General features: G+C 58.4%; 19 protein-coding genes and 3 tRNA genes. 14 read left to right on the top strand and 8 right to left on the bottom strand.

All coding sequences use genetic code 11. The features are described from left to right. Positions 1-2: 2 nt before the first annotated feature. A complete protein-coding gene (gene hisH / locus BMX75_RS10730) occupies positions 3-644 on the bottom strand; it encodes an imidazole glycerol phosphate synthase subunit HisH (RefSeq protein ID WP_066319841.1) in 642 nt (213 codons plus the stop codon). A 10-nt stretch (positions 645-654) separates the two neighbouring features. Continuing rightward, a complete protein-coding gene (gene hisB / locus BMX75_RS10725) occupies positions 655-1,248 on the bottom strand; it encodes an imidazoleglycerol-phosphate dehydratase HisB (RefSeq protein ID WP_092827767.1) in 594 nt (197 codons plus the stop codon). Positions 1,249-1,450: 202 nt separating this feature from the next. Between hisB and BMX75_RS10720 the strand changes: the two genes are divergently transcribed. The 9 genes from BMX75_RS10720 to BMX75_RS18150 all read left to right on the top strand — a co-directional run bounded on the left by BMX75_RS10720 (position 1,451) and on the right by BMX75_RS18150 (position 7,067). Then, positions 1,451-1,921: a GNAT family N-acetyltransferase gene (locus BMX75_RS10720; RefSeq protein ID WP_092827765.1), complete on the top strand. Its 471-nt coding sequence runs from the start codon at positions 1,451-1,453 to the stop codon at positions 1,919-1,921. 23 nt (positions 1,922-1,944) lie between these two features. Next, entirely contained in the window at positions 1,945-4,281 is a 2,337-nt protein-coding gene (locus BMX75_RS10715) for an AsmA family protein (protein WP_092827763.1), read from the top strand. A gap of 80 nt (positions 4,282-4,361) precedes the next feature. Beyond that, a complete protein-coding gene (gene mutY, locus BMX75_RS10710; RefSeq protein WP_092827761.1) occupies positions 4,362-5,456 on the top strand; it encodes an A/G-specific adenine glycosylase in 1,095 nt (364 codons plus the stop codon). Between the two features lie 34 nt (positions 5,457-5,490). Next, positions 5,491-5,769: an oxidative damage protection protein gene (locus BMX75_RS10705; RefSeq protein WP_092827759.1), complete on the top strand. Its 279-nt coding sequence runs from the start codon at positions 5,491-5,493 to the stop codon at positions 5,767-5,769. Between the two features lie 78 nt (positions 5,770-5,847). Then, positions 5,848-5,923: transfer RNA gene (locus BMX75_RS10700), tRNA-Phe, on the top strand. Positions 5,924-5,929: 6 nt separating this feature from the next. Continuing rightward, positions 5,930-6,004 (top strand) — tRNA-Gln (locus BMX75_RS10695). Between the two features lie 18 nt (positions 6,005-6,022). After that, positions 6,023-6,098: transfer RNA gene (locus tag BMX75_RS10690), tRNA-Thr, on the top strand. Positions 6,099-6,422: 324 nt separating this feature from the next. Continuing rightward, complete coding sequence (locus tag BMX75_RS18155; RefSeq protein WP_281244552.1) at positions 6,423-6,692, top strand: Fic family protein; 270 nt, start codon at positions 6,423-6,425, stop codon at positions 6,690-6,692. Positions 6,693-6,749: 57 nt separating this feature from the next. Continuing rightward, complete coding sequence (locus BMX75_RS18150; protein ID WP_217639874.1) at positions 6,750-7,067, top strand: Fic family protein; 318 nt, start codon at positions 6,750-6,752, stop codon at positions 7,065-7,067. A 40-nt stretch (positions 7,068-7,107) separates the two neighbouring features. Here BMX75_RS18150 and BMX75_RS10680 read toward each other — a convergent pair whose 3' ends face one another. Genes BMX75_RS10680 through BMX75_RS10670 form a run of 3 tightly spaced genes read right to left on the bottom strand, consistent with a single transcriptional unit; the run spans position 7,108 to position 11,428 of the window. Further along, the gene (locus tag BMX75_RS10680; protein WP_092827757.1) at positions 7,108-8,244 is read right to left on the bottom strand and encodes a lipocalin-like domain-containing protein; all 1,137 of its coding nucleotides are present in this window, start codon (positions 8,242-8,244) and stop codon (positions 7,108-7,110) included. Further along, positions 8,241-10,766: an ABC transporter permease gene (locus BMX75_RS10675; RefSeq protein WP_245748486.1), complete on the bottom strand. Its 2,526-nt coding sequence runs from the start codon at positions 10,764-10,766 to the stop codon at positions 8,241-8,243. Before BMX75_RS10675 ends, BMX75_RS10680 begins: the two co-directional genes overlap by 4 nt. Then, positions 10,763-11,428, bottom strand: a complete 666-nt coding sequence (locus BMX75_RS10670; protein ID WP_092827755.1) for an ABC transporter ATP-binding protein — start codon at positions 11,426-11,428, stop codon at positions 10,763-10,765. The genes BMX75_RS10675 and BMX75_RS10670 overlap by 4 nt, the downstream gene beginning before the upstream one ends. Positions 11,429-11,731: 303 nt before the next feature. Between BMX75_RS10670 and thpD the strand changes: the two genes are divergently transcribed. Next, positions 11,732-12,727: an ectoine hydroxylase gene (gene thpD, locus BMX75_RS10665; RefSeq protein ID WP_092827753.1), complete on the top strand. Its 996-nt coding sequence runs from the start codon at positions 11,732-11,734 to the stop codon at positions 12,725-12,727. A gap of 83 nt (positions 12,728-12,810) precedes the next feature. Further along, the gene (locus tag BMX75_RS10660) at positions 12,811-13,476 is read left to right on the top strand and encodes a fumarylacetoacetate hydrolase family protein (RefSeq protein WP_092827751.1); all 666 of its coding nucleotides are present in this window, start codon (positions 12,811-12,813) and stop codon (positions 13,474-13,476) included. 68 nt (positions 13,477-13,544) lie between these two features. Here the strand turns inward: BMX75_RS10660 and speA are convergent, their stop codons facing one another. Both speA and BMX75_RS10650 read right to left on the bottom strand, forming a co-directional pair. Further along, complete coding sequence (speA, locus tag BMX75_RS10655) at positions 13,545-15,461, bottom strand: biosynthetic arginine decarboxylase (protein WP_092827749.1); 1,917 nt, start codon at positions 15,459-15,461, stop codon at positions 13,545-13,547. Continuing rightward, positions 15,458-16,417, bottom strand: coding sequence for a homoserine kinase (locus tag BMX75_RS10650; protein ID WP_092827815.1), 960 nt, complete (start codon positions 16,415-16,417; stop codon positions 15,458-15,460). Before BMX75_RS10650 ends, speA begins: the two co-directional genes overlap by 4 nt. A gap of 171 nt (positions 16,418-16,588) precedes the next feature. Between BMX75_RS10650 and polA the strand changes: the two genes are divergently transcribed. Further along, a complete protein-coding gene (polA, locus tag BMX75_RS10645) occupies positions 16,589-19,354 on the top strand; it encodes a DNA polymerase I (protein WP_092827747.1) in 2,766 nt (921 codons plus the stop codon). A 47-nt stretch (positions 19,355-19,401) separates the two neighbouring features. Here the strand turns inward: polA and BMX75_RS10640 are convergent, their stop codons facing one another. Next, positions 19,402-20,283 (bottom strand): LysR family transcriptional regulator, encoded by an 882-nt coding sequence (locus BMX75_RS10640; protein ID WP_092827745.1) that lies wholly within the window; start codon positions 20,281-20,283, stop codon positions 19,402-19,404. Positions 20,284-20,392: 109 nt separating this feature from the next. Here BMX75_RS10640 and BMX75_RS10635 point away from each other — a divergent pair, with 109 nt between their 5' ends. Both BMX75_RS10635 and BMX75_RS10630 read left to right on the top strand, forming a co-directional pair. Continuing rightward, positions 20,393-21,274, top strand: a complete 882-nt coding sequence (locus BMX75_RS10635) for a HalD/BesD family halogenase (protein ID WP_092827743.1) — start codon at positions 20,393-20,395, stop codon at positions 21,272-21,274. Positions 21,275-21,322: 48 nt separating this feature from the next. Then, the gene (locus tag BMX75_RS10630) at positions 21,323-22,606 is read left to right on the top strand and encodes a M24 family metallopeptidase (RefSeq protein WP_092827741.1); all 1,284 of its coding nucleotides are present in this window, start codon (positions 21,323-21,325) and stop codon (positions 22,604-22,606) included. The last annotated feature ends 4 nt before the right edge of the window (positions 22,607-22,610 follow it).

Here is a 22,610-nt window from a genome sequence, read left to right as displayed (position 1 = left end):
TCTCAGGGCGTCCAGGTGACAAAGTTTTCCAGCAGGCGTAGACCCGCGCGGGCACTTTTCTCGGGATGAAACTGCACGGCAAAGGTGCTGTCGCGGCCGATGGCGACATGGGCATTCACACTGCCATAATCCGTTGTACCGAATACGTGAGCGTCATCCGCCGCTTCCACATAGTAGCTGTGCACAAAGTAGAAATGTTCATGCTGTTCGATGCCTTCCCATAGCGGGTGCGGCTGACGCTGGTGTAACAAGTTCCAGCCCATATGCGGTACTTTCAAGCGCTGGTCGTGCTGGTCGCGCATGGTGGCGGGAAAACGCTTCACGTTGCCAGGGAAAAAGCCCAGACAGTCAACGCCGCCGTTTTCGTCACTGCGCTCCAACAGCATCTGCTGCCCCACACAGATACCCAAAAGCGGCTTGGCCTGGCGGGTGAGGATGTCGTCGACCAATCCGCGCAGTTCAGTCCGTTCCAGTTCGCCGACGCAATCGCGGATTGCCCCCTGGCCGGGCAACACCAGCCGGGTGGCCCCTAAGATGCGTCGTGGGTCACGGGTAATGACCACGTTTTCATGGGTAACATGCTCGAGTGCCTTGGCGACCGAGTGCAGATTACCCATGCCATAGTCGATGACAGCGATGGTCATTAAGCGCTCCTTATAAGCTTCCCTTGGTCGAGGGCATTTGCCCCGCCATGCGCGGATCTTCGCTAACCGCCATGCGCAGTGCCCGGCCGAAGGCTTTGAAAATGGTCTCGACCTGGTGGTGAGCGTTCAGGCCCTTCAGGTTGTCGATGTGCAACGTAACACGCGCATGATTGACGAAGCCCTGGAAAAACTCGGCCACCAGTTGGGTTTCAAAGTGGCCGATGGTGTCGCGTGTAAAGTCGGCATTCATATACAGGCCGGGGCGGCCCGAGAAATCCACCACGACACGGGATAGTGCTTCATCCAGCGGGACATAAGCATGACCGTAACGATAAATGCCGCGCTTGTCGCCCACGGCATCGGCAAATGCCTGGCCAAGCGTGATGCCCAAGTCCTCGACGGTGTGATGGTCATCGATGTGCAGGTCGCCCTGGGCATTGATGTCGAGGTCTATCATGCCATGCCGGGCTATCTGGTCGAGCATGTGATCGAGAAACGGTACGCCGGACTGGCCAGCCAGACGGCCTTCGCCGTCAAGGTTGACGCTGACGCTGATCTGCGTTTCGTTGGTGTCACGGCTTACCGTGGCGATTCGCGCTGACATCATGCAACTCCTGCGCTGTTGCGCACTCTAGAAGAAAGCCGATGGCCCAAGTGAACATACCACCGAGCGAGAAGGCTAAAGCCTTCTGCAAAGCGGCCATTATAGTGAATCGGTGCCCCCATCCGCTACAATGCTTAAAAGGTAACCGCCTTCCATTGTGAAGAAAAAGCAGCCTTGCTGCGTTGGTGAAGAGGAATGTTCCATGCCGGTGACACTGCACTACGTCGACAAGGCCCGATGGCAAGCCGATGAGCAAGTGCGCCTTGACTTGGTGCGCATCTATTATGATGCGCCAAAGGATCGAATGCCCAGCCCAACGGTCGAGCCTTTTATCGAGCAGCATTTGCAACAACATTTTTTCGGCTGCGCCCATTTCAATGACCGTTTGTTGGGGGCCGTCGCGATCAAACAGGCGCAAGACGGCGCCTGGTGGCTATCGGACTTGTGTGTTCGCAAGACAACCCGGCGCCGGGGCGTGGGGTCCCGTTTGATGGCATTGCTCGGTGAAAAAGCCAAGCAGGATGGGCGTGTCTTGCGCATCGCCACGTCGTCGCTACCGTTGGCAGACCGCGTCTTGTTGTCAAAGCTGGGGTACCGGCCCGTCGCAAACACTGAAAAGCCGTCTTCAGAGACCCCGGCGACCAGTGATTTCGTTGAATTAGACCCTCGTTGAATTCAACCCAATAAGGAAAGGGCATGAGACAGTTATTACGTATTGTACTTGCTGCAATCGGTATTTTGGCGATTGTGGCCGTCGCGGCTGTTGTGTACGTCACGACATTTTTAGACCCGGAAGATTTTAAGCCTCGCCTCACCGCCGTGTTCGAAGAGCAAACAGGACTTAACCTGGACCTGGACGGACCGATTAACTGGTCGTTTTATCCGCGTATCGGTGTCAGCGTAGAGACAGCCAATGCAAGGCTGCCCAGCCAAAACGAAGAAGACACGGCATTTGCGTCTGTTGACCGTGCCGAGGTCAGCGTCGCATTTGCCCCCTTGTTACGTGGCGAAATTGCTGTTGATGGCTTGACCCTGAACGGCGTGCGTCTCAACCTGCGGCGTGATGCCGACGGTGAGGGCAATTGGGAGCCGCTTCTGGAAAGGCTTGTCGAGCAAAGTGAAGAAGCGGAAACCGTGCTGGCGCCAGCGAGTGCGGGGCCTAACGTGGATGCTGGCAACCTGGAAGTCGTGCTGAGTATTGCCAATGTCAATATTAGCGATGCCAATATTCGTTTCCGGGATGAGCAGTCCCAGGCGCTGTGGCATGTACAGGACCTGAGTATCTCTGGCAGTAACGTCAATCCCGTTCGCGCCTTTCCGCTTAAAGCCATGTTCACCTTGACCAAGCACAATAATCTGGATGCTGAAGCATTGGAGCGGGCGCCCAATCTATCAAGCGATATCGGCCTGGAAACCCGCATGCAGCTTGGCTTGTCCGAGAAGAGGTTCGTGCTGGAAAATACCCAGCTTAGTACGCGCACACGGTTTGAGGCGGAAGGCGAACCGCAACAGCTGGACCTATCAGCGGCCGAAGCCACTGTCCGGCTCGCTGAACAGCAACTGAGCATTCGCGATGGAAAGCTGGAAACCACGCTTCGCCATCCGGAAAACTGGGACGGAGGTTTGACGCTGGCACTTGCGTTTGGCCTGGAGGGGGACTGGCAGGCGCAAACCGCTCGGTTAAAAGACATGCAGCTGACCGGGCCTGATAGTCTGCGTGTAAGCGGTCATCTTAATGTGTCGGCGTTGCGCGATGCGCCGCGCTATCAGGGGCAACTGACTGCCGCGCCATTCACCCTGCGCCCATGGTTGGCACGGGCAGGTGTGACGCTTGAGACGGCCAGTGAAGCAGCGTTCAGCGATGTCGCCATGACCAGCCCCATTGAGGGGGATCTGCAGAAAATAGCATTCCCCAGCCTGTCGTTGGTGGTGGACGATAGCACCTTTACTGGCAATATCGCGTCGCGACTGGACGGGTCGCGTGTCGAGTTTGATCTGCAAGGTGACGCGCTCAACCTGGACCGTTATCTGCCGCGCCAAGAAACCGAACAGCAAGCGAGCCTGGGGGTTATCAATGCCGCCGTTGCCGACGGCTCGGCTGAGCTTCTGCCTCAGGCATGGCTGGCGTCGTCAAGCGTAAATGGCAACCTGAGTATCGAGTCGCTGGAGCTTGCGGGTATGGCGTTCAGCGATACGCGCCTCCAGTTGGAGGGCGATCAAGGCCTGCATCGGCTAAGCAATTTTGAAGCAGACTTTTATGAAGGCGAGTTGACCGCCAACGGGCGCATAGACGCCAGAGCGGAGGAACTGCAGTGGGCGCTATCACCCACGATACAGAATGTTCAGGTAGCGCCGCTTATCGAGACGCTCAGCGAGGGTGAAGAGGCCTCTCCTCTGAGGGGGCGACTCAATATGAGTGGTGATCTCACCTCGCGCGGTAATCAACGCGAGGCATTGCTGCGCCACCTCAATGGCGACCTGGAGGCCCGGTTAACGGAGGGTGCCATTCTTGACATCAATGTCTCTCAAGAGATGTGCGAGCTTGCGGCCCAGTTGGAGGGCGAAGAAGTCCAGCGTGACTGGTCAAGCGATACCGCCTTCGAAGAGTTTGCCGCCACGCTGCAGGTTCGAGACGGCGTGGTGCGAAGCGACGATTTGCTGATTACCGTGCCGGGGATCGACGTAAAGGGCGAGGGTCAATACGACCTCACCAGCCAACGGTTTGATACCCAGGCCAATGCCAGGCTCGTGGATACCGCCGATGCCGCGTGTGATGTCAATCCTCGTCTCGAAGCGTTACCGTTGCCATTGCGTTGCGAGGGCCATATCAGCGACGCTCGGGGCGAGTGGTGCCGTTTTGATCGTGATGCCTTTCAGGGCGCTGTTGTCGAATTCATTCAGGAAGAGGCCGGCGGGCAGGTAAGCAAAGCCCTTGAGGAGCGCCTGGGTGAATCGCTTGATTCACTTGACGAGCGTCTCGGTGAGGGCAGTGGCAATGCATTGCGTGAGGGGTTGCAGCGTTTATTTGATTAGTTGCCACCAGCCCGAACAGCGCCGGTGTTGAATCGGCGCTGTTTTTTTATATCAGCGCAATGCTTGATTAAGGAGTTTGCATGACGGACATGCCCGCGCCGCGGCTGGCCGCTGAGGTGTTTCAACAGCGCTTGCTGGACTGGTTTGATCGCTACGGTCGCCATGATCTGCCCTGGCAGTCGCCGAGAAGTGCCTACCGTGTCTGGGTCTCGGAAATCATGTTGCAACAGACCCAGGTGGCCACGGTCATTGCCTATTTCGAGCGCTTTATGGCGCGTTTTCCGACGTTGGAGGCGCTGGCCAAGGCCCCGCAGGACGAAGTCCTTCACTTATGGACCGGGCTTGGTTATTACGCCCGAGCGCGTAACCTGCATAAAGCCGCGCAAGTGGCGCTTGAGGATCACGATGGGGAGCTACCCACCGACAGCGTCGAGACGCTCATGGCGTTACCCGGCATCGGCCGCTCGACGGCGGGAGCGATTATCGCCCAGAGCACCGGGCGGCGTGCTGCTATTCTGGATGGCAACGTCAAGCGTTCGCTGACACGCTTGCATGCGGTAGCGGGCTGGCCGGGTAAGCCTGCCATAGAGCGCAAGTTGTGGGCACTCGCTGACTACTACACGCCCGACTCGCGCTTGGCGGATTACACCCAGGCCATGATGGATTTTGGCGCCACGCTATGTAAACGCAGCGCCCCGCTTTGCGGGCATTGTCCTTTCAATGATGTGTGCCTGGCCTACGCGCGAGGCGAGACAAAGCGCTATCCCGAATCCAAGCCCAAGAAACCCTTGCCCACTCGGGAAACCATCATGTTGATGTTGTACGACCCTGACGGGCGGGTGTGGCTTGAACAACGCCCGGCAAGTGGGCTTTGGGGTGGGCTTTGGAGCCTGCCGCAGTTTGACAGCCAAAGCCAACTGGCCTCATGGTTGGATGACCATGTGCTGGCGCCTGAGCATTTGCCGCCGTTGGCCCGTTTTCAGCACACCTTCAGCCATTTTCGCCTGGCGATTACCCCGCAGCCAGTCAGTTGCGATAGGCTGAAGGGCGTGCGCGACGGAGGCGTCTGGTACGATCCCAGCCAACCCGCTGAGCTCGGCCTGGCCGCCCCCGTAAAGTCGCTGATCAATCAACTCACCCCTTTCACACTGACGTCGACGCCAGGGCATGCGTGACCCTGAGTAACCGCCAGACCTAGGAGCTACCCCCATGCCGCAGACCGTATTTTGCCGCAAGTATCAACAAGAGCTGGAAGCCCTGCCGTTTCCCCCCCTGCCGGGCAAGCAGGGCCAGGAAATCCAGGCAACCGTTTCCAAGCAGGCCTGGGAAGACTGGCAGGCTTTGCAAACGCGCTTGATCAATGAAAAACACCTCAACATGCTAGACCCCGACGCACGCGCCTACCTGATGGAGCAGATGCATCGCTTTTTCGACAATCAGGAAACCGACCAGGCCGAAGGCTACGTGCCACCGTCGCAAGCCACGTAACTTGCCGACAAAACGGAAAGTTTTACAAAGGAGTTGACGGAAAGCCGAGATTCTTGTTTAATACGCACCGTTGGCAGCGGCCAGATAGCTCAGTCGGTAGAGCAGGGGATTGAAAATCCCCGTGTCGGCGGTTCGATTCCGTCTCTGGCCACCACACTGCTGGGGTATAGCCAAGTGGTAAGGCACCGGTTTTTGGTATCGGCATTCCCAGGTTCGAATCCTGGTACCCCAGCCATTGCTGACATTACGTGTAGCCGACATAGCTCAGTTGGTAGAGCAACTGACTTGTAATCAGTAGGTCCCGGGTTCGACTCCTGGTGTCGGCACCACTGAAAGTGGTTTTAAAAAGCACGTTAAAGAATCTTAAAAAGCCGCCTTCCAGGGCGGCTTTTTTCATTTCTGTCGTTCTCTACATAGCGTTGCCCTTTTTTCACAGTCATTTTTTGTCACAGTCATTTGATTTTATTGCTGAGATGCTGCGAGTGTATCTTCTACATCTGACGCTATGTCTTAGTTTTCTCACATGTTTCAGACTAAGCAACCATGGTAAATCGCTAAATATTGTCGTGATTTATATATTTTCAGCTTCACATGCAAAGAAAAATGCCGTTTCCTTTGCATATCCATCCCGATATGTATAGATTTCTGGGGAGGTGGTCTATGAGCCGCCCCAGTCAGCCCAGGAAATCGAAGCGTTGATGAGCAACCTGGTGGACTACATTAACGATGACGAACTGTGTGACGCCGACCCATTGGTCAAAATGGCCATCATCCACCATCAGTTTGAAAGCGTTCACCCGTTCTATGATGGCAACGGCCGGACGGGGCGTATCATCAACATGCTGTACCTGGTCGCTAAAGGTCTTCTCGACTTGCCCGTGTTGTATCTCAGCCGCTATCTGATCCAGACCAAAGCCGACTAAAACCGGCAACTACAGGCCGTGCGCGATACCGGTAACTGGGAGCCGTGGCTTCTTTATATGCTGGAAGGTATCAGCCAGACCGCTCAGCAAACCATTGACCTGATTGGTCAGATCCGTGAATTGATGCAGCACACCAAACACCGTATGCGTGATGAATGCCCCAAAATCTACCGGCAGGAACTGCTGAACAACTTGTTCAACCACCCATATACGAAAATCGAGTTCGTGATGGAAGATTTGGCCGTCAGCCGTATTACCGCTACCAAATATCTTGATGAGTTGGCCAGCATCGGCCTGCTGGACAAAACCAAAGTCGGCCGCAGCAACTTCTACATCAATACCCCCCTGATGGCCCTCTTCCTTGAGCGCGCCTAAGCCAAGTTGACGCCTTGCCAGCACGATCCATAGTGTTTGATCAATACCCCGTCATCTCCAGATAGCCAACCCCGATCTTTTCCTGCGTTTCTGCCTGGCGAACTACGACATCGCCTTCCCAGTAGGGTACCGAAGTGGGCATCCAGCGATTTGGGTGGCGTGCTTCGACGGTAAGCTGCAGGTCGGCGTCGGGCAGCGTCAGCGACCAGCGCGTGGGGATATCTCGGTTGGCGACGGTCTGCGTTGCCAACGGCGTCAGCGTGACGCGGTCGGCGCCGATGAGCTGGGTCTGCCCATCCGCCGAGATTAAATGAGCAAAGACATAGTCGCCCCCGGCTTCGCCGCCGCCTCTTAACCGGTAGGCCATCAGCTTGCGCCCATCGTCCAGATGCAGCGAAAACCAGTCCCAGCCGGTCTGTTCCGGGGTGAGCAGTTGGCTGCTCCATTCGCGGTCCAGCCAGCCTTGGCCGCTGACTTCGCGGGTTTCACCGTTCAGCGTGACACGGCCGGTGATGTTTAGGAACGGCTGGCTGTAGTAGCGCGACCCCTGGCCCTCGACGGTTTTCGCATTAAACCCATTCTCTCCGTGCCAGATCAATGGGCCTTGAGCGCTGAGGTTAAGCGTGTAACCCGAACGCTCAGCCCCCTCACCGCTGTAGGCCTGTAGGGTAAAATCCTCAAAGTTGGCGTCTGGCCGGCTTTCGAGTGACCAGTCATCAATCCAGGCCTGAAACGGCGCCGCTTCGACGCCCGCTTGCCCATTGGCGTGTTCACTGTGGCTACGCGCAAAGCGTTCGGCGGCAACATGTGTTTCTCCCCGGGAAATCCCCAGGTGCGCCATCCACACCTGGTCCACTGCCCATGGCGACGGCGCAGGGCGCTCGTCAGGGGGTGTCAGCGCCTGGCGAAACAGCGTCCATTGAAGACCGAGCGGCTGGCCCTGGTCGTCTTCAAGGTTGGCGGTCAGGTACCACCACTCGATGCGGTAGTCGGGGTGCGCCCCGTGATCCCGGGGGAAACTCAATGGCGTGGATGCATCCGCCTGAGCAAATTCCTCCGCGTTTGCCCCCAGCCCGGCAAACCCTTGGGGGGCCGCATCGGTGGGGGATTCCTGGCAGCCGATGAGGGCGGCGCATGCCATCGCCACGAGCGCAGTCGATAACCGGGAATAATTCATGTGGCCCCCTGGTTGAGCATCGCCTGGGGAGAGGTCCGCCACAGCTGAAGCGATGGCAGGGCGGCGGCAGTCACCGCCACGCCCAGCGCGGTGGCCAGGGTGATGAGTATATCCCAGGGGAAAAGGTAGAGCGGTAGCCGCCAGCCAAACGCGGCAACGTTGATGATGGCCACGAGCGTCCAGGTAATGGCAATGCCCAGCGGGATCGCGACTACTCCGGTTAACAATGCCAGCCCGCCGAGTTGAAAGAGCGGCATTAGGGTCAGCGTTTTACGCGGCACGCCAAGTGCCCATAGTGACGCCAGTTGGCGCTGTCGATCTCGCGCCTGAGCCAGCAGTGTCGCCAGCAGCGCTAATGCCGCGACGCCCAGTGTAAGGCCGTTCAAAGCACGGGTAATAGTAAAGGTGCGCTCGAAAATTTGCGTCGCCAGCCGTTTGATTTCCTGTTGATCGACCATCGCCTCCGGGGATACATCAAAACTATTCGCCAGTGCCTCACGTAAGGCCTGATGGTCAGCGTTGTCGTTGACTACCAGGCCTATTGAGGCAACCTCGCCGCCGAAGCGCTGAATAAGCACTTCTGTGGGTACCAGGATCTGCCGACGTGGGTTGCCGTAGTCAGGGTAAACCGCAGCAATCTCAAATGGTCTCGTTCCTTGCGGGGTATCCAGCGTTACTTCGTCACCTGGTGCGAGCTGCTGTGCCACGGCCATCTGCTCGTTGATAAACACGCTGTTCGCCGATAGCGACGCCCAGGCAGCGGACCTTCCTGAGATGGTATCAAGCAGCGGCCAGCGGTCGGTGATGGTGGCTGCCGGGGTGATGCCGAACAGCGCAATGCGCTCGCGGGCCCCTTGTTCCTGCGCATCGTCCACTGCCAGCAGGTCGACGCTGCCGCGGGCAGTAGGCAGTGTTTCGGCAACGTCAGGCCGGGCATCGAGCCAATCCAGCATGGGGGTCAAGGTCGACGGCGAGGCATTGATATATAACGGGGCGGCCAGCCGCTGGTCCAGCCAGTCCAGGAAGGTAAGGCGAAAGCCACCGACCATGCTGCTGACGCCCAGGTTGGTGGCCAGCGCAATCAATAGCGCCATCATGGCCAGGGAAAGACGCGGCAGCTGTAGCTGAATATCGGCGACCGCCCAGTGGGCAAGCGGGTGACGGCGGAGCCACCGCTGCAGCAGGTGGAGCACCCCATTTATCAGCGGCGGCAGGCATAGCGCGCTGCCCAACAGTAGCGCGGCAACAAACCCAAAGCTGACCAGGACGCCCTGGCCGGGCGGTAGTAGGCCAAGCCACAGTGCTAACCCCAGGGCGAGAAAGGCCACCGCGGCGGCACCAAGCGTCATGCGCTTTAGCTGGCGCTGGTAGGCTAGCCGCCATGCCCGGGACTGGCCCAGGGCCAGCACGTTGAGGCGAGCGGCCCGCCAGAGGACACCGCTACCCGCCAGCAGCAGGCCGCCGAAGGTAATCGCCAGACTGCCTACCCAGTAGTGCCATGGCAGCACCAGGCTTCGATTGACGTCGGCCTGATAAAGCGACGACAGCGTCGTGGCCACGTCAGGGAGTAGCTGGCCCGCCAGCCAGATGCCGCTGGCCAGCCCAAGCGCGGCGCCCAGCACGCCGAGTACCAGCAACTCGAGCAGCATGGCCATAACGAGTGTGGCGGCGGGGACGCCCAGGGCGCGCAGCGTTCTTAGCGTTGTCAGGCGCTGTTCCATGGCAAGCCCCAGTGCGGCCTGGACGATAAACAGGCCGACGACTAACGACAGCAGCGCCAGGGCGGTGAGGTTGAGGTGGAAGCTCTCGGTGAGCTGTTCAGGCGATGCCAGCGTCGCGGCCCGGGTAAGCCGGTAGCCTTCGGGCGCTGTTGATAGCGCACCCGGGGCGGTGACCAACTGGTTCAAGGTGTTATCGCGATCCAGCAACCGGGCGGCTGCGGCGATGTCCATCACCAGGGTATTCGGTGGGAGGTCGGCGCGCAGTGCCAGCGGGGGTAGGCGCTGGCTACTAGCTCCAGCACCATCTCCCGCACTGTCTCCCGTATTATCGACAGCAGGTGTCATGCCTGGCGCCTGCTGACGCGAAAGCCCCAGCAAGTCGAGCGTGTCGGGTGCGAGCCGGGTTTGCCAGGGCGGCGTGATAAAGGCTGTCAACGCGGTACCGTTGGTGCCCAGCGTGTTGCTGCTTGGCAAAGTGAGCGGGTCAATGCCGACGATGGTCAGGCGTTCCCCATCGATTTCCAGGGTGCCTTCCAGCATCGGCGAGACGGGCAAGCCGGCTCGCCGGAGGCTCAGGTAGTCCTCGCGGGTGAGCGGCTGGCCATCGCGCCGCGCCAGCTCGTCAACGTTGGCACTGAACAGCGCATTGGCACGGGCGTAGCTGTCCTTGGCGGTCGCGTTGACGGCTTGCACGCTGCTCCATAGGGCGCTTGCAACCCAAAGCCCAAGCAGCAGCATGGCAAGTTGGCCGGGATGGCGGCGATAGTGGCTCAGCAGGGTGAGCAATACGCGAAGCATCATGGGGCATTATCCTTCAAGCGGCCCATATGCAGGCGCACCAGGCGACTCAGCGGTGCTGCCACGCGGGCGCTGTGGGTCACCATCAACAAGGCACAACGCGTCTCTTTTACCAGGTCGAGCAATAACGCGAGGACGGTATCAGCGCTTTGCTCGTCAAGGTTGCCGGTGGGCTCATCCGCGAGCAACAGCCGGGGGCGAGCGGCCAGCGCGCGACCAATCGCCAGGCGCTGTTGTTGCCCACCCGACAGCTGCTCGGGGTAGTAGGCCTCGCGGCCGGAAAGCCCTAGACGCGCCATCAGGTGGGCGGTCCATTCGGCGTCCTCGCGGCCCGCCAGTCGGGCCTGAAGTCGCAGGTTATCGATGACGTTCAGGCTGGGCACCAGATGGAACTGCTGAAAAACAAGCCCGAGATGCTCACGGCGAAGTCTGGCGCGTGCGGGTTCGTCCAGGGTAGAAAGCTCGTGACCATCAATGCTGATACGGCCCTGATCGGGCAGATCAAGGCCTGCTGCGAGATGCAGAAGCGTCGATTTGCCACTGCCCGACTCGCCCATCAATGCCAGGCTCTCGCCCTGGTCAAGCGCCAGGTCGATACCGTTGAGTACCGGTAGCTCTCCCTGCGGCGTGCTGAATGTTTTGTGAAGTTGCTGCAGGATCAGCATGAGACCTCCGGTGCTCAATAAAGTGTTTGATCATAAAGTATACAGGGGTTCTACAGGTGATTTTTATGGTGATGTTTTGTACTGATGTGGATGGGCGTCGACTTGAATCGGGTTAAACAGGCCATATAACATTCATGAGCCCTTCTGTGCTTGCTTACTCAAAAAGTGAATTTTTTTCACGTAACCCATGTTATGAACTGAGCGGGCATGCCTTGCAGGGGGACTGATATTGTCTACCTTGTGCACTGCAAGATGATTGTTCTGAGAATGATCTGAAATTTAATCATACAAGGAGTGGATTAGATGACAGTCAGCAATACACCTCTCAATGTTTTAAAAACGCAGAAGCAGTACAGCGAAATGGCAGATGTACCGTCGGCGCAGCTTTCGATGGTCAAGGATCCTTATCCGTCGCGGTTGTCGGAAGCGCCTGCATCACTCTGGCAGCCGCGCCAGGAAGATGTTGTCAAAGGTCGTCACCTGACAGGTCCGCTTAGCCAGGCGCAACTCGACGAGTTCGAGCGTAAAGGGTTTCTGTTCATTCCCAACCTGATTTCCGGTTCAGAGCTCGATGAGCTGCGTCGGGAAATGCAGACGCTCATGAACAATGAAGCCTATCGTGACAAGCCTTTCAGCATTACCGAGCCGGAAAGCCAGGAAATTCGTTCGTTGTTTGCCGTGCACCTTCTCTCGCAGCGCATGGGCGAGCTCGCCCAGGATGAGCGCCTGGCGGGCGCCGCGCGGCAACTTATCGGCGCTGACCCCTATGTGCATCAGTCGCGCATCAATTATAAGCCAGGGTTTGCCGGCAAGGGGTTCAACTGGCACTCCGACTTTGAAACCTGGCACGCTGAAGACGGTATGCCCAACATGCATGCCGTGAGTGCCTCACTGATCCTGACAGAAAACCACGAATTTAACGGCCCCTTGATGTTGATCCCCGGGTCGCACAAGAAATTCGTGCCGTGCCTGGGGGAAACGCCAGGAGACAACTACAAAAGCTCGCTTAAAATGCAGGAAATCGGTGTGCCAAGTAAAGAAGCGCTGACGGAGCTGGTGGCCGAGCATGGCATCGAGGCACCCAAGGGGCAGGCAGGTGGCCTCCTGCTGTTCGACTGCAACACGCTGCATGCCTCCAATGCCAACCTGTCGCCCGATCCGCGCAGCAACGTTTTTTTCGTGTTCAACCGCCCCGATAACCGTTGCCGCGAGCCTTATGCGGCGCCAGCGCAGCGTCCGAGCTTTCTTGCTCATGAACCTGAAGACGACGCCCAGTCGTTAATAGGGGCAAACCGGTAACCACTCAGGTGTGGAACAATCGCATGGGTGGGGTAGACTGGTGCGCTTGCTACTATGTGTGCATCATAAGGAGTCACTCCATCATGCGTTTTGTTCCTCAATTTACCGATGGTCAAGCGTTTCCCTACGAGTTGGGCAAGGTTGTGTGTGTCGGGCGCAACTACGCTGACCACGCCAAAGAGCTGGATAACCCGGTTCCCAGCCAGCCACTGCTGTTCATTAAGCCGTCGACCAGCGTCGTGGATATTCAACAGCCGTTGTCACCGCCTTTCCATCGTGGTGAGGTTCACTACGAGATTGAACTGGCGCTTCTAGTCGGCAAGACCATCCGCGATGCCACGCCGGATGAAGCCAGCGCGGCTATTACCGGGCTGGGGCTGGCGCTTGACTTAACGCTGCGCGATGTTCAAACCGAGCTGAAAGAGAAAGGTCACCCCTGGGAGATTGCCAAGGCATTTGACGGTGCCTGCCCGCTATCTCCGTTTTTGCCGTTAAGCCGCGTGCCGAACTGGAACGCGCTGGCCTTCAAGCTGGAAATTGACGGCGAAGAACGCCAGCACGGTGAAGGTGCCGACATGATTTTTACCATCCCCACCCTGGTTGCGGAGATGAGCCGCCATTTCACCCTGGAAGCCGGTGATGTCATTTTGACCGGGACGCCGGTGGGGGTGGGCGAGCTGCACCGGGGCGCCAAGCTGCGCATGACGCTGACCGGGGGGTTGGATATTACCACCAGCGTGGTTGAGTGAGCCGCCGCCGCAAACGGCCGCCGACAGAGTCGGTGGCCGTTGTTTTGTAAAGACCGGGTAAGTCAGGGCTACTCCAGGTAGGTGTAGCCTTCCAATCCGTCGCTCAGGCTGGCGGCAAAGTGCGCCTGCTCATGGGCGGAAAAACCACTGGCCGCCAGCTGTTCGGTGAGTTTTTGCTTCAGGACCCGGGCATCGAAGTTCACGTAGGCGAGCACCTCCGCCACCGTATCCCCCGCCTGGGCATTGGAAAGCTGCCACTCACCGTCGGGGCCAAGGGCCGCATCCACCGAGTCGGTATCGCCGAACAGGTTGTGCAAATCACCGAGAATTTCCTGATAAGCGCCCACCAGGAAAAAGCCCAGCCAGCGCTCATCCTCGGTTTCCCACTCAGGAATCGGCAAGGTGCTTTCAATACCTTGTCCATCCACGTAGCTATCGATGCGGCCATCGGAGTCGCAGGTGATGTCCTGAATAATCGCTCGACGCGTTGGGGGTTGATCCAGCCCGCTTAACGGCAGTACTGGGAAAATCTGCTCGATGCCCCAGACATCGGGTACTGACTGGAACAGCGAGAAGTTGACGAAGAGCTTATCGGCCAGCTTCTCCGCGAGCTCATCCAGGATGTCGCGATGCGCCCGGTTGCGGGTATCCAGTTGGCCGCGCAGTCTCGCGCATGCGGCCATATACAGGCGCTCGCCTTCGGCGCGGGCGTTGATATCACTGAGCCCCAGCACGAAGCGGTCCTGTAACTCGCTGACCGCCTGGAGCAAATCATGCCACGCTTCGACCAGCGCGCGAGGCTCCTGAGGGTCTGCCAACTGCTCAAAGACCCGCCATAGCGCGGCCACTTGCAGGTCATCCTGTTGGGAACGCTCGGGCGGCGTGTCATCGATGCGTTCGTCGCCAATCACGTTGGTAATCAGTACGGCATGATGGGCGGTCAGTGCCCGGCCGGACTCGCTGATCAGATGCGGCTGAGGCAGGTTGGCGTCCTGGCAAAGTTGGGCAAAGGCGCTGACCACGTTGCGGGCATACTCACGCATTGAGTAGTTGGCGGAGCAGTCGCTGCGGGAGCGGGTGCCTTCATAGTCGATGCCCAGGCCACCGCCTACATCGACGGTATCAATCGGGGCGCCCAGGGTCATCAGGTTTTGATAGAAGCGTGCGCACTCCCGCAGGCCGCGCTGAATATCGCGGATATTGGCAATCTGTGAACCCAGGTGGAAGTGCACAAGCTGCAGGCTATTCAGGGCATCCTGGGCGCGCAGTGTCTCCACGACGGTCAGGATCTGGCTGGCCGTGAGACCAAACTTGGATTTTTCACCGCCGGTATTTTGCCATTTGCCTTTGCCGACGGAGGCAAGCCGGGCACGCAGGCCGATACGCGGTGTCACGTCCAGCTCACGAGCCTCTTCAAGAATGACATCGAGCTCCGAGAGTTTTTCTACCACCAGGTAAACCCGATGGCCGAGTTTCTCGCCCAGCAGTGCCAGGCGGATGTACTCACGGTCTTTATAGCCGTTGCAAACGATCAGCGAAGAGCCACCCTCTGAGAGGGCAAGCACCGCCAGCAACTCGGGCTTGCTGCCGGCTTCCAGACCGACACGGCCACGGCCCCGTTCGGCGGTGGCCAGAATTTCTTCCACCACGCGCCGCTGCTGGTTGACCTTGATGGGGTAAACCGCCGTGTAGCCGCCCTGGTAGTCAAGGTCGTGCATGGCAGCGTCAAAGGCGCCGCATAGCTGTTCGACGCGGTCATGCAGAATATCGCTAAAGCGTACCAGTACCGGCAGGCGTAATCCGGTTTTCTGGAGTTGGCGTACAAGGCCGCTTAGCGGGAGTGCTGGCCCCTCGGTATCGTTGCCTAAAGGGCGCACCAGTGCCTGGCCCTGGTCATCCACGTCGAAGTAACCACTCCCCCACTGGTCAATGTTCCAGGTGCGACGAGCGCGTTGGGCTGAACGGTTGGTGGACGCTTCGTTCATGAAGATGCCTCGGGCAGTGGTAATGCACCATGGGTGATGCGCGCTTTCAGGATAGTGCGGAAACGGTCGGGGTCGTGGGGGGTCAAGTCGTGGGCGGGCGGGTCCACGTAAACCACCAGCAGGCGCGAGAGCCAGTAACGCAGCGCCGTCATGCGCAGCATGGTCGGCCATAGCGCTTGCTCATCTGCCGTTAACGAACGGCGTGCCTGATACGCGCTCAGAATGGTCGCATAGCGTTCGCCGTTCAAGGTACCGTCCTCGTTGGAAGCCCAGTCGTTAATCACAATGGCGAGGTCAAACAGCAGGTCACCGGTGCAGCCATTGTAAAAGTCGATAATGCCGCCAAGCTCATCGCCTTCAAACAGCGTGTTGTCGCGGAACAGGTCGCCATGAAGCGCGCCCTGAGGCAACTCATCGTGTTGGGCGAAGGCACTTTCGAAGTCATCGACCTCGTCTTTCATCAGCGTCTGGTCGTCTGGGCTCAGGTAAGTCAGCACCCTGTGATGCATGGCATGAAGCCAATGCAGGTCCCGCGGGTTAGGGCGGTGGCCGGGGAAGCGCTTTGACACAACGTGCATTCGACCAAGGGTATCACCCAAAGCGTGGCACTGGGCCAGGTTGGGCGCCTCTGGATGACGCCCTGGTAAGCGCGGAAACAGCAGCGCGGGCTTGCCGGCCAGGCTATGCAGTGCGATGCCTTCGCGATCGTGAACGGTGCCGGGAACCGGCAGGCGGTGTTCATCCAGGTAGTCCAATAACTCGACAAAAAACGGCAGCTCGGCATGCTCGCCCTGTTCGAACAGGGTCAATACCAGCTCGCGGCGGTCGGTGGTCACAAAAAAGGTCGAATTTTCCGTCCCCGCCGTCACGCCTTTCAGCGACAAGAAATTACCGACATCAAATTTTTCTAAAAACGTAGCGACCTGTGCGTCGCTAAGCGGAGTGAATACAGCCATGAGAATCTCGCCCAGGTTGCTAAGCCCATTATTGTAGCGGCTTGATGCGTCAGTTGGCAGCATTGTGTCATCTTGAATAACGTTATCGGGCCACCTTGGGTCTGCAGTGTGGCCGCTGAACGCGTATCATGAAGCAGACATCTTACTGTTTGCCAACAATGGAATTTGGTTATGGCCCGTGCTCCGATCGTGCTTGTCGATGGCTCCTCGTACCTGTATCGCGCGTTTCATGCGCTGCCGCCGCTAACCACCTCCAACGGCCAGCCTACGGGCGCCGTGAAGGGGGTGCTGAACATGCTCAAGCGGCTGATAAAAGATTATCCCGAAAGCCCCATGGCCGTCGTGTTTGACGCGCCGGGCAAGACCTTTCGCGATGACCTGTACAGCGACTACAAGGCCCATCGCCCGCCGATGCCCGACGACCTGCGCAGCCAGGTCAAGCCACTGCACGAGTGCGTGAAAGCTCTCGGCCTGCCGCTGCTGTGTATTGAAGGCGTTGAAGCCGACGACGTGATTGGCACCCTGGCCCACCATGCCACCCAGGCGGGGCGCGACGCGGTGATCTCTACTGGCGACAAGGACATGGCGCAACTGGTCAATGCCCACATCACGCTGGTCAACACCATGAAGGATGAGACCCTGGATGAAGCGGGCGTTGAGCAGAAATTTGGCCTGCCGCCCGCCTTGGTCATCGATTTTCTCGCCTTGATGGGCGACAAGGTCGATAACATTCCCGGCGTGCCAGGGGTCGGGGAAAAAACCGCCATAGGATTGCTGCAGGGCATGGGGGGTGGGTTGGATACCATCTATGCGGATCTGGATCGGGTAAAAACGCTGTCATTCCGGGGAGCCAAGACGCTGCCCAAGAAGCTTGAGGAACACCGCGAGCAGGCGTTTTTGTCTTACCAGCTCGCCACCATCAAGGTCGACTGCGACCTGCCGGTGGGGCTGGATGACCTGGATATTGCCCACCCCGACCGAGAAGCGCTGGTAGCGCTCTACAAGGAGATGGAGTTCAAGCAGTGGCTGAACGAGCTGCTGGAAGGCAAGGACGAAGGCGTTGACGACGTGAAGGGTGGCGAGCCCGCACCGGCTAAGGCGGCTGATGATAGCGTTGCCACTCCCAGCGAGCGCCACGACCACGTGATTGTCGAGCAGAGTGAGTTTGATGCCTGGTTAGAACGCCTCAACAAAGCGGAGCGTTTCTGCTTCGACCTGGAAACCACCAGCCTCGACTACATGGACGCCGAAATCGTTGGCATTGGGCTGGCGCTGGAAGCGGGTGAAGCCGCCTATATTCCGGTGGCCCATGACTACCTGGATGCCCCGGCGCAGCTTGACCGCAAAGCGGTATTGTCCGCGCTGAAACCGCTGCTGGAAGACGTCCAGAAAACCAAGATTGGCCAGAACCTCAAGTACGATATTTCCGTGCTGGCCAACTATGATATTGCCGTGGCGGGGCCGCTGGCCGACACCATGCTGGCCTCCTACGTGTTGAACTCCACCGCTACCCGCCACGACATGGACTCCCTGGCGCTGAAGTATCTGGGTGAAAGCACCATTTCGTTTGAAGACATCGCTGGTAAAGGCGCCAAACAGCTGACCTTCAATCAAGTCGCTCTTGAGCAGGCGGCCCCGTACGCTTGTGAAGACGTGGATATTACCCTGCGGTTACAGGAAACCCTGCGCCCCCAGGTAGAACGCGAAGGCCGCCTCGCCGAGGTGCTGGATCATCTGGAGCTGCCGTTGATCAGCGTGCTGTCCCGCATCGAGCGCAATGGTGTGGCGTTGGATGCTGAACGCCTTCATGCGCATAGCCAGCAGCTGGAATCGCGTATTCGCGAGCTGGAAAGCCAGGCGTATGAGCTGGCGGGACGTGAGTTCAACCTGGGGTCACCCAAGCAACTGGGGCAGATCCTGTTCGAAGAACAGAAAATCCCGGTGATCAAGAAAACCCCCAAGGGCGCGCCCTCTACGGCCGAAGCCGTGCTTGAGGAACTGGCGCTGGATTACCCGTTGCCGAAGGTCATTATGCAACACCGGGGGCTGGCCAAGTTGAAGTCCACCTACACCGACAAGCTGCCGCGTCTTTTGAACAAAGCCACCGGGCGTGTACACACCAGCTACCACCAGGCGGTGACGGCCACTGGGCGGCTGTCGTCGTCCGACCCCAACCTGCAGAACATCCCCATCCGCACCGAAGAAGGGCGCAAGATCCGCCAGGCGTTCGTGGCTCGCCCCGGCTACCGTATTGTGGCGGCCGACTACTCGCAGATCGAGCTGCGCATCATGGCCCACCTGTCGGAAGATAAAGGCCTGCTGGCAGCGTTTGCGGAAGGTCGCGATATTCACACTTCCACGGCCGCAGAGGTGTTTGGCACGTCGCTTGAGAAAGTCTCCGGCGATCAGCGGCGTAGCGCCAAGGCGATCAACTTCGGCTTGATCTACGGCATGAGCGCCTGGGGCCTGTCACGCCAGCTGCATATCGAGCGTAATCAGGCGCAGACCTATATCGATCGCTACTTCGACCGTTACCCAGGGGTGGCGCGTTACATGGACCGTATTCGCAGCCAGGCGGCGGAGGACGGCTATGTGGAGACCGTAAGAGGGCGCCGCCTTTACTTACCGGAAATTCACTCGCAAAACCGCAACCGCCGTCAGGGTGCCGAGCGTACCGCGATCAACGCGCCCATGCAGGGCACCGCGGCGGATATCATCAAGCAGGCGATGATTGATGTGGATGCCTGGCTTGCAGAGGGCGAGTTTGATGCGCTAATGGTCATGCAGGTGCATGACGAACTGGTGTTTGAAGTCGCTGAGTCTCAGGTAGAGAGCTTTATCAAGCAGGTGCAGCAGCGTATGCAGGGTGCCGCGCAGTTGAGCGTGCCGTTGATTGTGGAAGCGGAAAGCGGTGACAACTGGGATGAGGCTCATTGAGGTAGATTAATTGGTACATTATCTAATCTACCATTTGCCTTGCCGGATTATGTCTCTCCCCTGCCTCCAAGACAGGCAATCGACTCGTGTTCGGCGACCACGCTTTCAAGAGATTTGCATAACGCCTGAAAAGCCTCGCTGGAGTGTCCAGGGCGTTGGTGGAGTTCAATTTCGACATGCCCCAGGTTGGGGAGGCCTTCTTCTTCGGTCACTATCCGGCAGCCCGGCGGTACGCTACGCGGGGTTTTAACGGTTATTGCCAGTCCATTTTGCACTGGCACGTTGATACCTGTCGGGGATTGGCTGACGTAGCGAAGCTCCCAGCGCGTCTCATCGCGGCCCAGGGCGGATAACGCATGCGCTCTGAAAATGCAGCCTTCGGGATTCAGGGCCAACGGCAGTGTTTGCCATTGCGAAAGTGAGACGTGGTCGGCCATGACCCATACCATCGGCTCCCAGCCAAGCAAGTGACCGGATTGGGTGGGCTTGTGCCTTACCGAGAGCACCACGTCCAACAGCCCTTCCTGGAACCGCTTGACCAGGGTGTCGCTGATATCGCAATGCACCTCTAATTGAATCTGCGGAAACTGGGCCGCAAAGCGGGGTAGCAAGTCGGGCAGGTAGGTAGCGGCCTGTTCTTCCGAGGTGCCCAGCCGAATAAGCTCGCCGTGCATCCCGCCCTTCAAAAGGTCCTTGGCCTCATCTTCGAGTTTCAGCATATGGCGCGCATAGGGAAGTAGATGCTCCCCGGCGGCCGTCAGCAGGACGCTGCGGCTGGTGCGCTCAAAAAGCGCTTGGTGCATCTGATCTTCAAGACGCTTGATTTGTAGGCTCATCGCCGATTGAGTTCGATGTAGCACTTTACCCGCCGCGCTAAATCCTTGGCACTCGGCAACGGTGACAAACGCTCGTAGTAGGTCTGTGTCCATGATGAATGAGCCATTTAAATGGGTGTTATCTTAACTATTCATTTCTATTATGGAAGAGCCTTCTCTAGCCTGTCCAGATAAGCTTCCAACGCGACAGGAGCGTGACCCCATGACAATAACCACCGCTGAACAACCCGTGAATGCCCTCGAAGGGCTGATCGACCTTGAGCGCTACCCGCTCGATGAGTTGTCATCGCTGGCAGGAAAAACGTTTATTGCCGATTGCCGTCGCCAGCTCGAAGAAGATGGCTGTGTGGTGCTTAAAAACTTTGTCCCTGAAGCCGCATTAGCACGGCTTGAGCGTGAAACCGAACGACTATCCCCAGACGCTCACTATAATCAGACCGAAACCAATCCGTACAACAGCGACGGCGACGCATCATTGCCCGCCACACATCCCAAAAACCGCTTTGATGATCGGACTAATGGCTTTGTCGCCGGGGACCGCATCGGGCATGACACCATTATCCGCCAGGTATATGAGAATCCAGAATTCCAGCGGTTTATCGGCGCGGTTGTGGGTATCGAAGAGATCCACCAATACGCTGATCCCCTGGCCGACCTAGTGGTGAACGTGCTGCGCGAAGGCTGTCAGCATCCCTGGCACTACGATACCAACGAGTTCATCGTCACCATGATGACCCGGCAATCCCAAAGCGGTGGTCGCTTTGAGTATGCACCGGGGATTCGCAACCCCGAGGGTGAAAACTTCGCTGAGGTGGAAAAGGTCATCGATGGTGATCGCACTCGCTTGAAGGCGCTGGATCTTCAACCGGGTGATTTGCAGATTTTCTTTGGCCGCTATTCGCTACACCGCGTGACGCCTGTGGTCGGGGACAAAGAGCGCCATACGGTGATTTTCGCCTATGCCAAAGAGCCCGGTTTTGTGGGGCGGCCCGAGCGTGCGAAGCGCATCTTCGGCCGCATGGCGCCAGTGCATGAACAACTGCTGAAAGACGGCATGCAGCGCAGCGATAGCCTGGCAGATTAACGCCATGCCGTCTTTACAACAGCTACCCACTCCCAACGCGAGATATTCATGAGCATTGTTGAAAGCGAAAGCCTGACTGATAACGAACCGGATCACATTCCCGTCGTGCCTTCGGCGCCCATGGCCAACGGTGATAGTATCCCCACGGCGTTTGACCCCAAGCAGTTGCGGGCCGGACGCCTTGAGCGCCTGCGCGCCATGATGGCGGAAGAAGGGTATGCGGCGCTGGTACTGTTTGACCCGAACAACCAGCGCTATGCGACGGGCTCGCGCAATATGTTTGGTTACTTTTTGCGCAACTCCACGCGTTACGTCTACGTGCCGCTGGAAGGGCCGATTATTCTGTTCGAATACCCCGGCAGCGCGCATGTATCCACTTGGCTTGAAACCATTGACGAGGCGCGTACTTCCAAGGTGGTGTGGTCGGCAGTTAACCAGCGCGATGGTATGTCATCCGACCCCTTTGGGGTGGAGATTGCCGAGCTGGTCAAAGAGCACGGTAAGGGCAACAAAAAGGTCGGGCTTGATCGCTGCACACTGAATCTGGCGCGGGCATTGGAAGCGCAGGGGCTGGAAGTCTACGATTGCATGCAGGACACGCTGCACTGCCGCCGCATCAAAACCCCCGAGGAAATCGCCTGCCTGGCGCAGTCGATGGCCGCAAGTGAAGCTGCTGTCGCCGAAGTCGAAGCGGCGATTAAACCAGGGGTTACCGAAAACGAGCTGTTTGCGATCATGTACGGCGAGGTGATCAGAGGCGGCGGTGAGTTTATTGAAACCCGCCTACTTTCCTCAGGGCCGCGCACGAATCCCTGGTTTAACGAAGCCAGCGATCGCAAGATCCGCCCCGGTGAATTGGTGGCGCTGGATACCGACACCATCGGTTGCCATGGTTACTACTCGGATTTTTCGCGCACTTTCCATGTCGGGCCCGGCAAGCCGACGGCCTATCAGCGCGAGCTTTACGGTATGGCCTACGACCAAGTGCAACATAACATGGGCTTGCTCAAGCCGGGCATCAGCTACCGGGAAATTGCCGAGCAGGCATGGAAAATCCCCGAGCGCTTTATCGACCGCCGTTACCCGTCGATCATTCACGGGGTAGGCATGCACGGCGAGACGCCGCTGGTCGCCCACCATATGGATTTCGACCGCTTCTCCAAGGACGGTATCCTGGAGCCTGGCATGGTGGTGTCGGTAGAAAGCTATATTGGCGAAGTCGGGGCGGCCGACGGCGTCAAGCTCGAAGAAGAGGTGCTGATCACCGAGACCGGCATTGAGCGGCTTTCCCGCTATCCGTTTAACGACGTGTTGTTGAACCGAGAAGTGTAGTCGC

This window comes from Vreelandella subterranea, from assembly GCF_900111305.1.
In the GTDB taxonomy this organism is placed as follows: domain Bacteria; phylum Pseudomonadota; class Gammaproteobacteria; order Pseudomonadales; family Halomonadaceae; genus Vreelandella; species Vreelandella subterranea.
The sequence above is the reverse complement of the archived record's forward strand: the minus strand, read 5'-3'. Positions and strand labels throughout refer to the sequence as shown.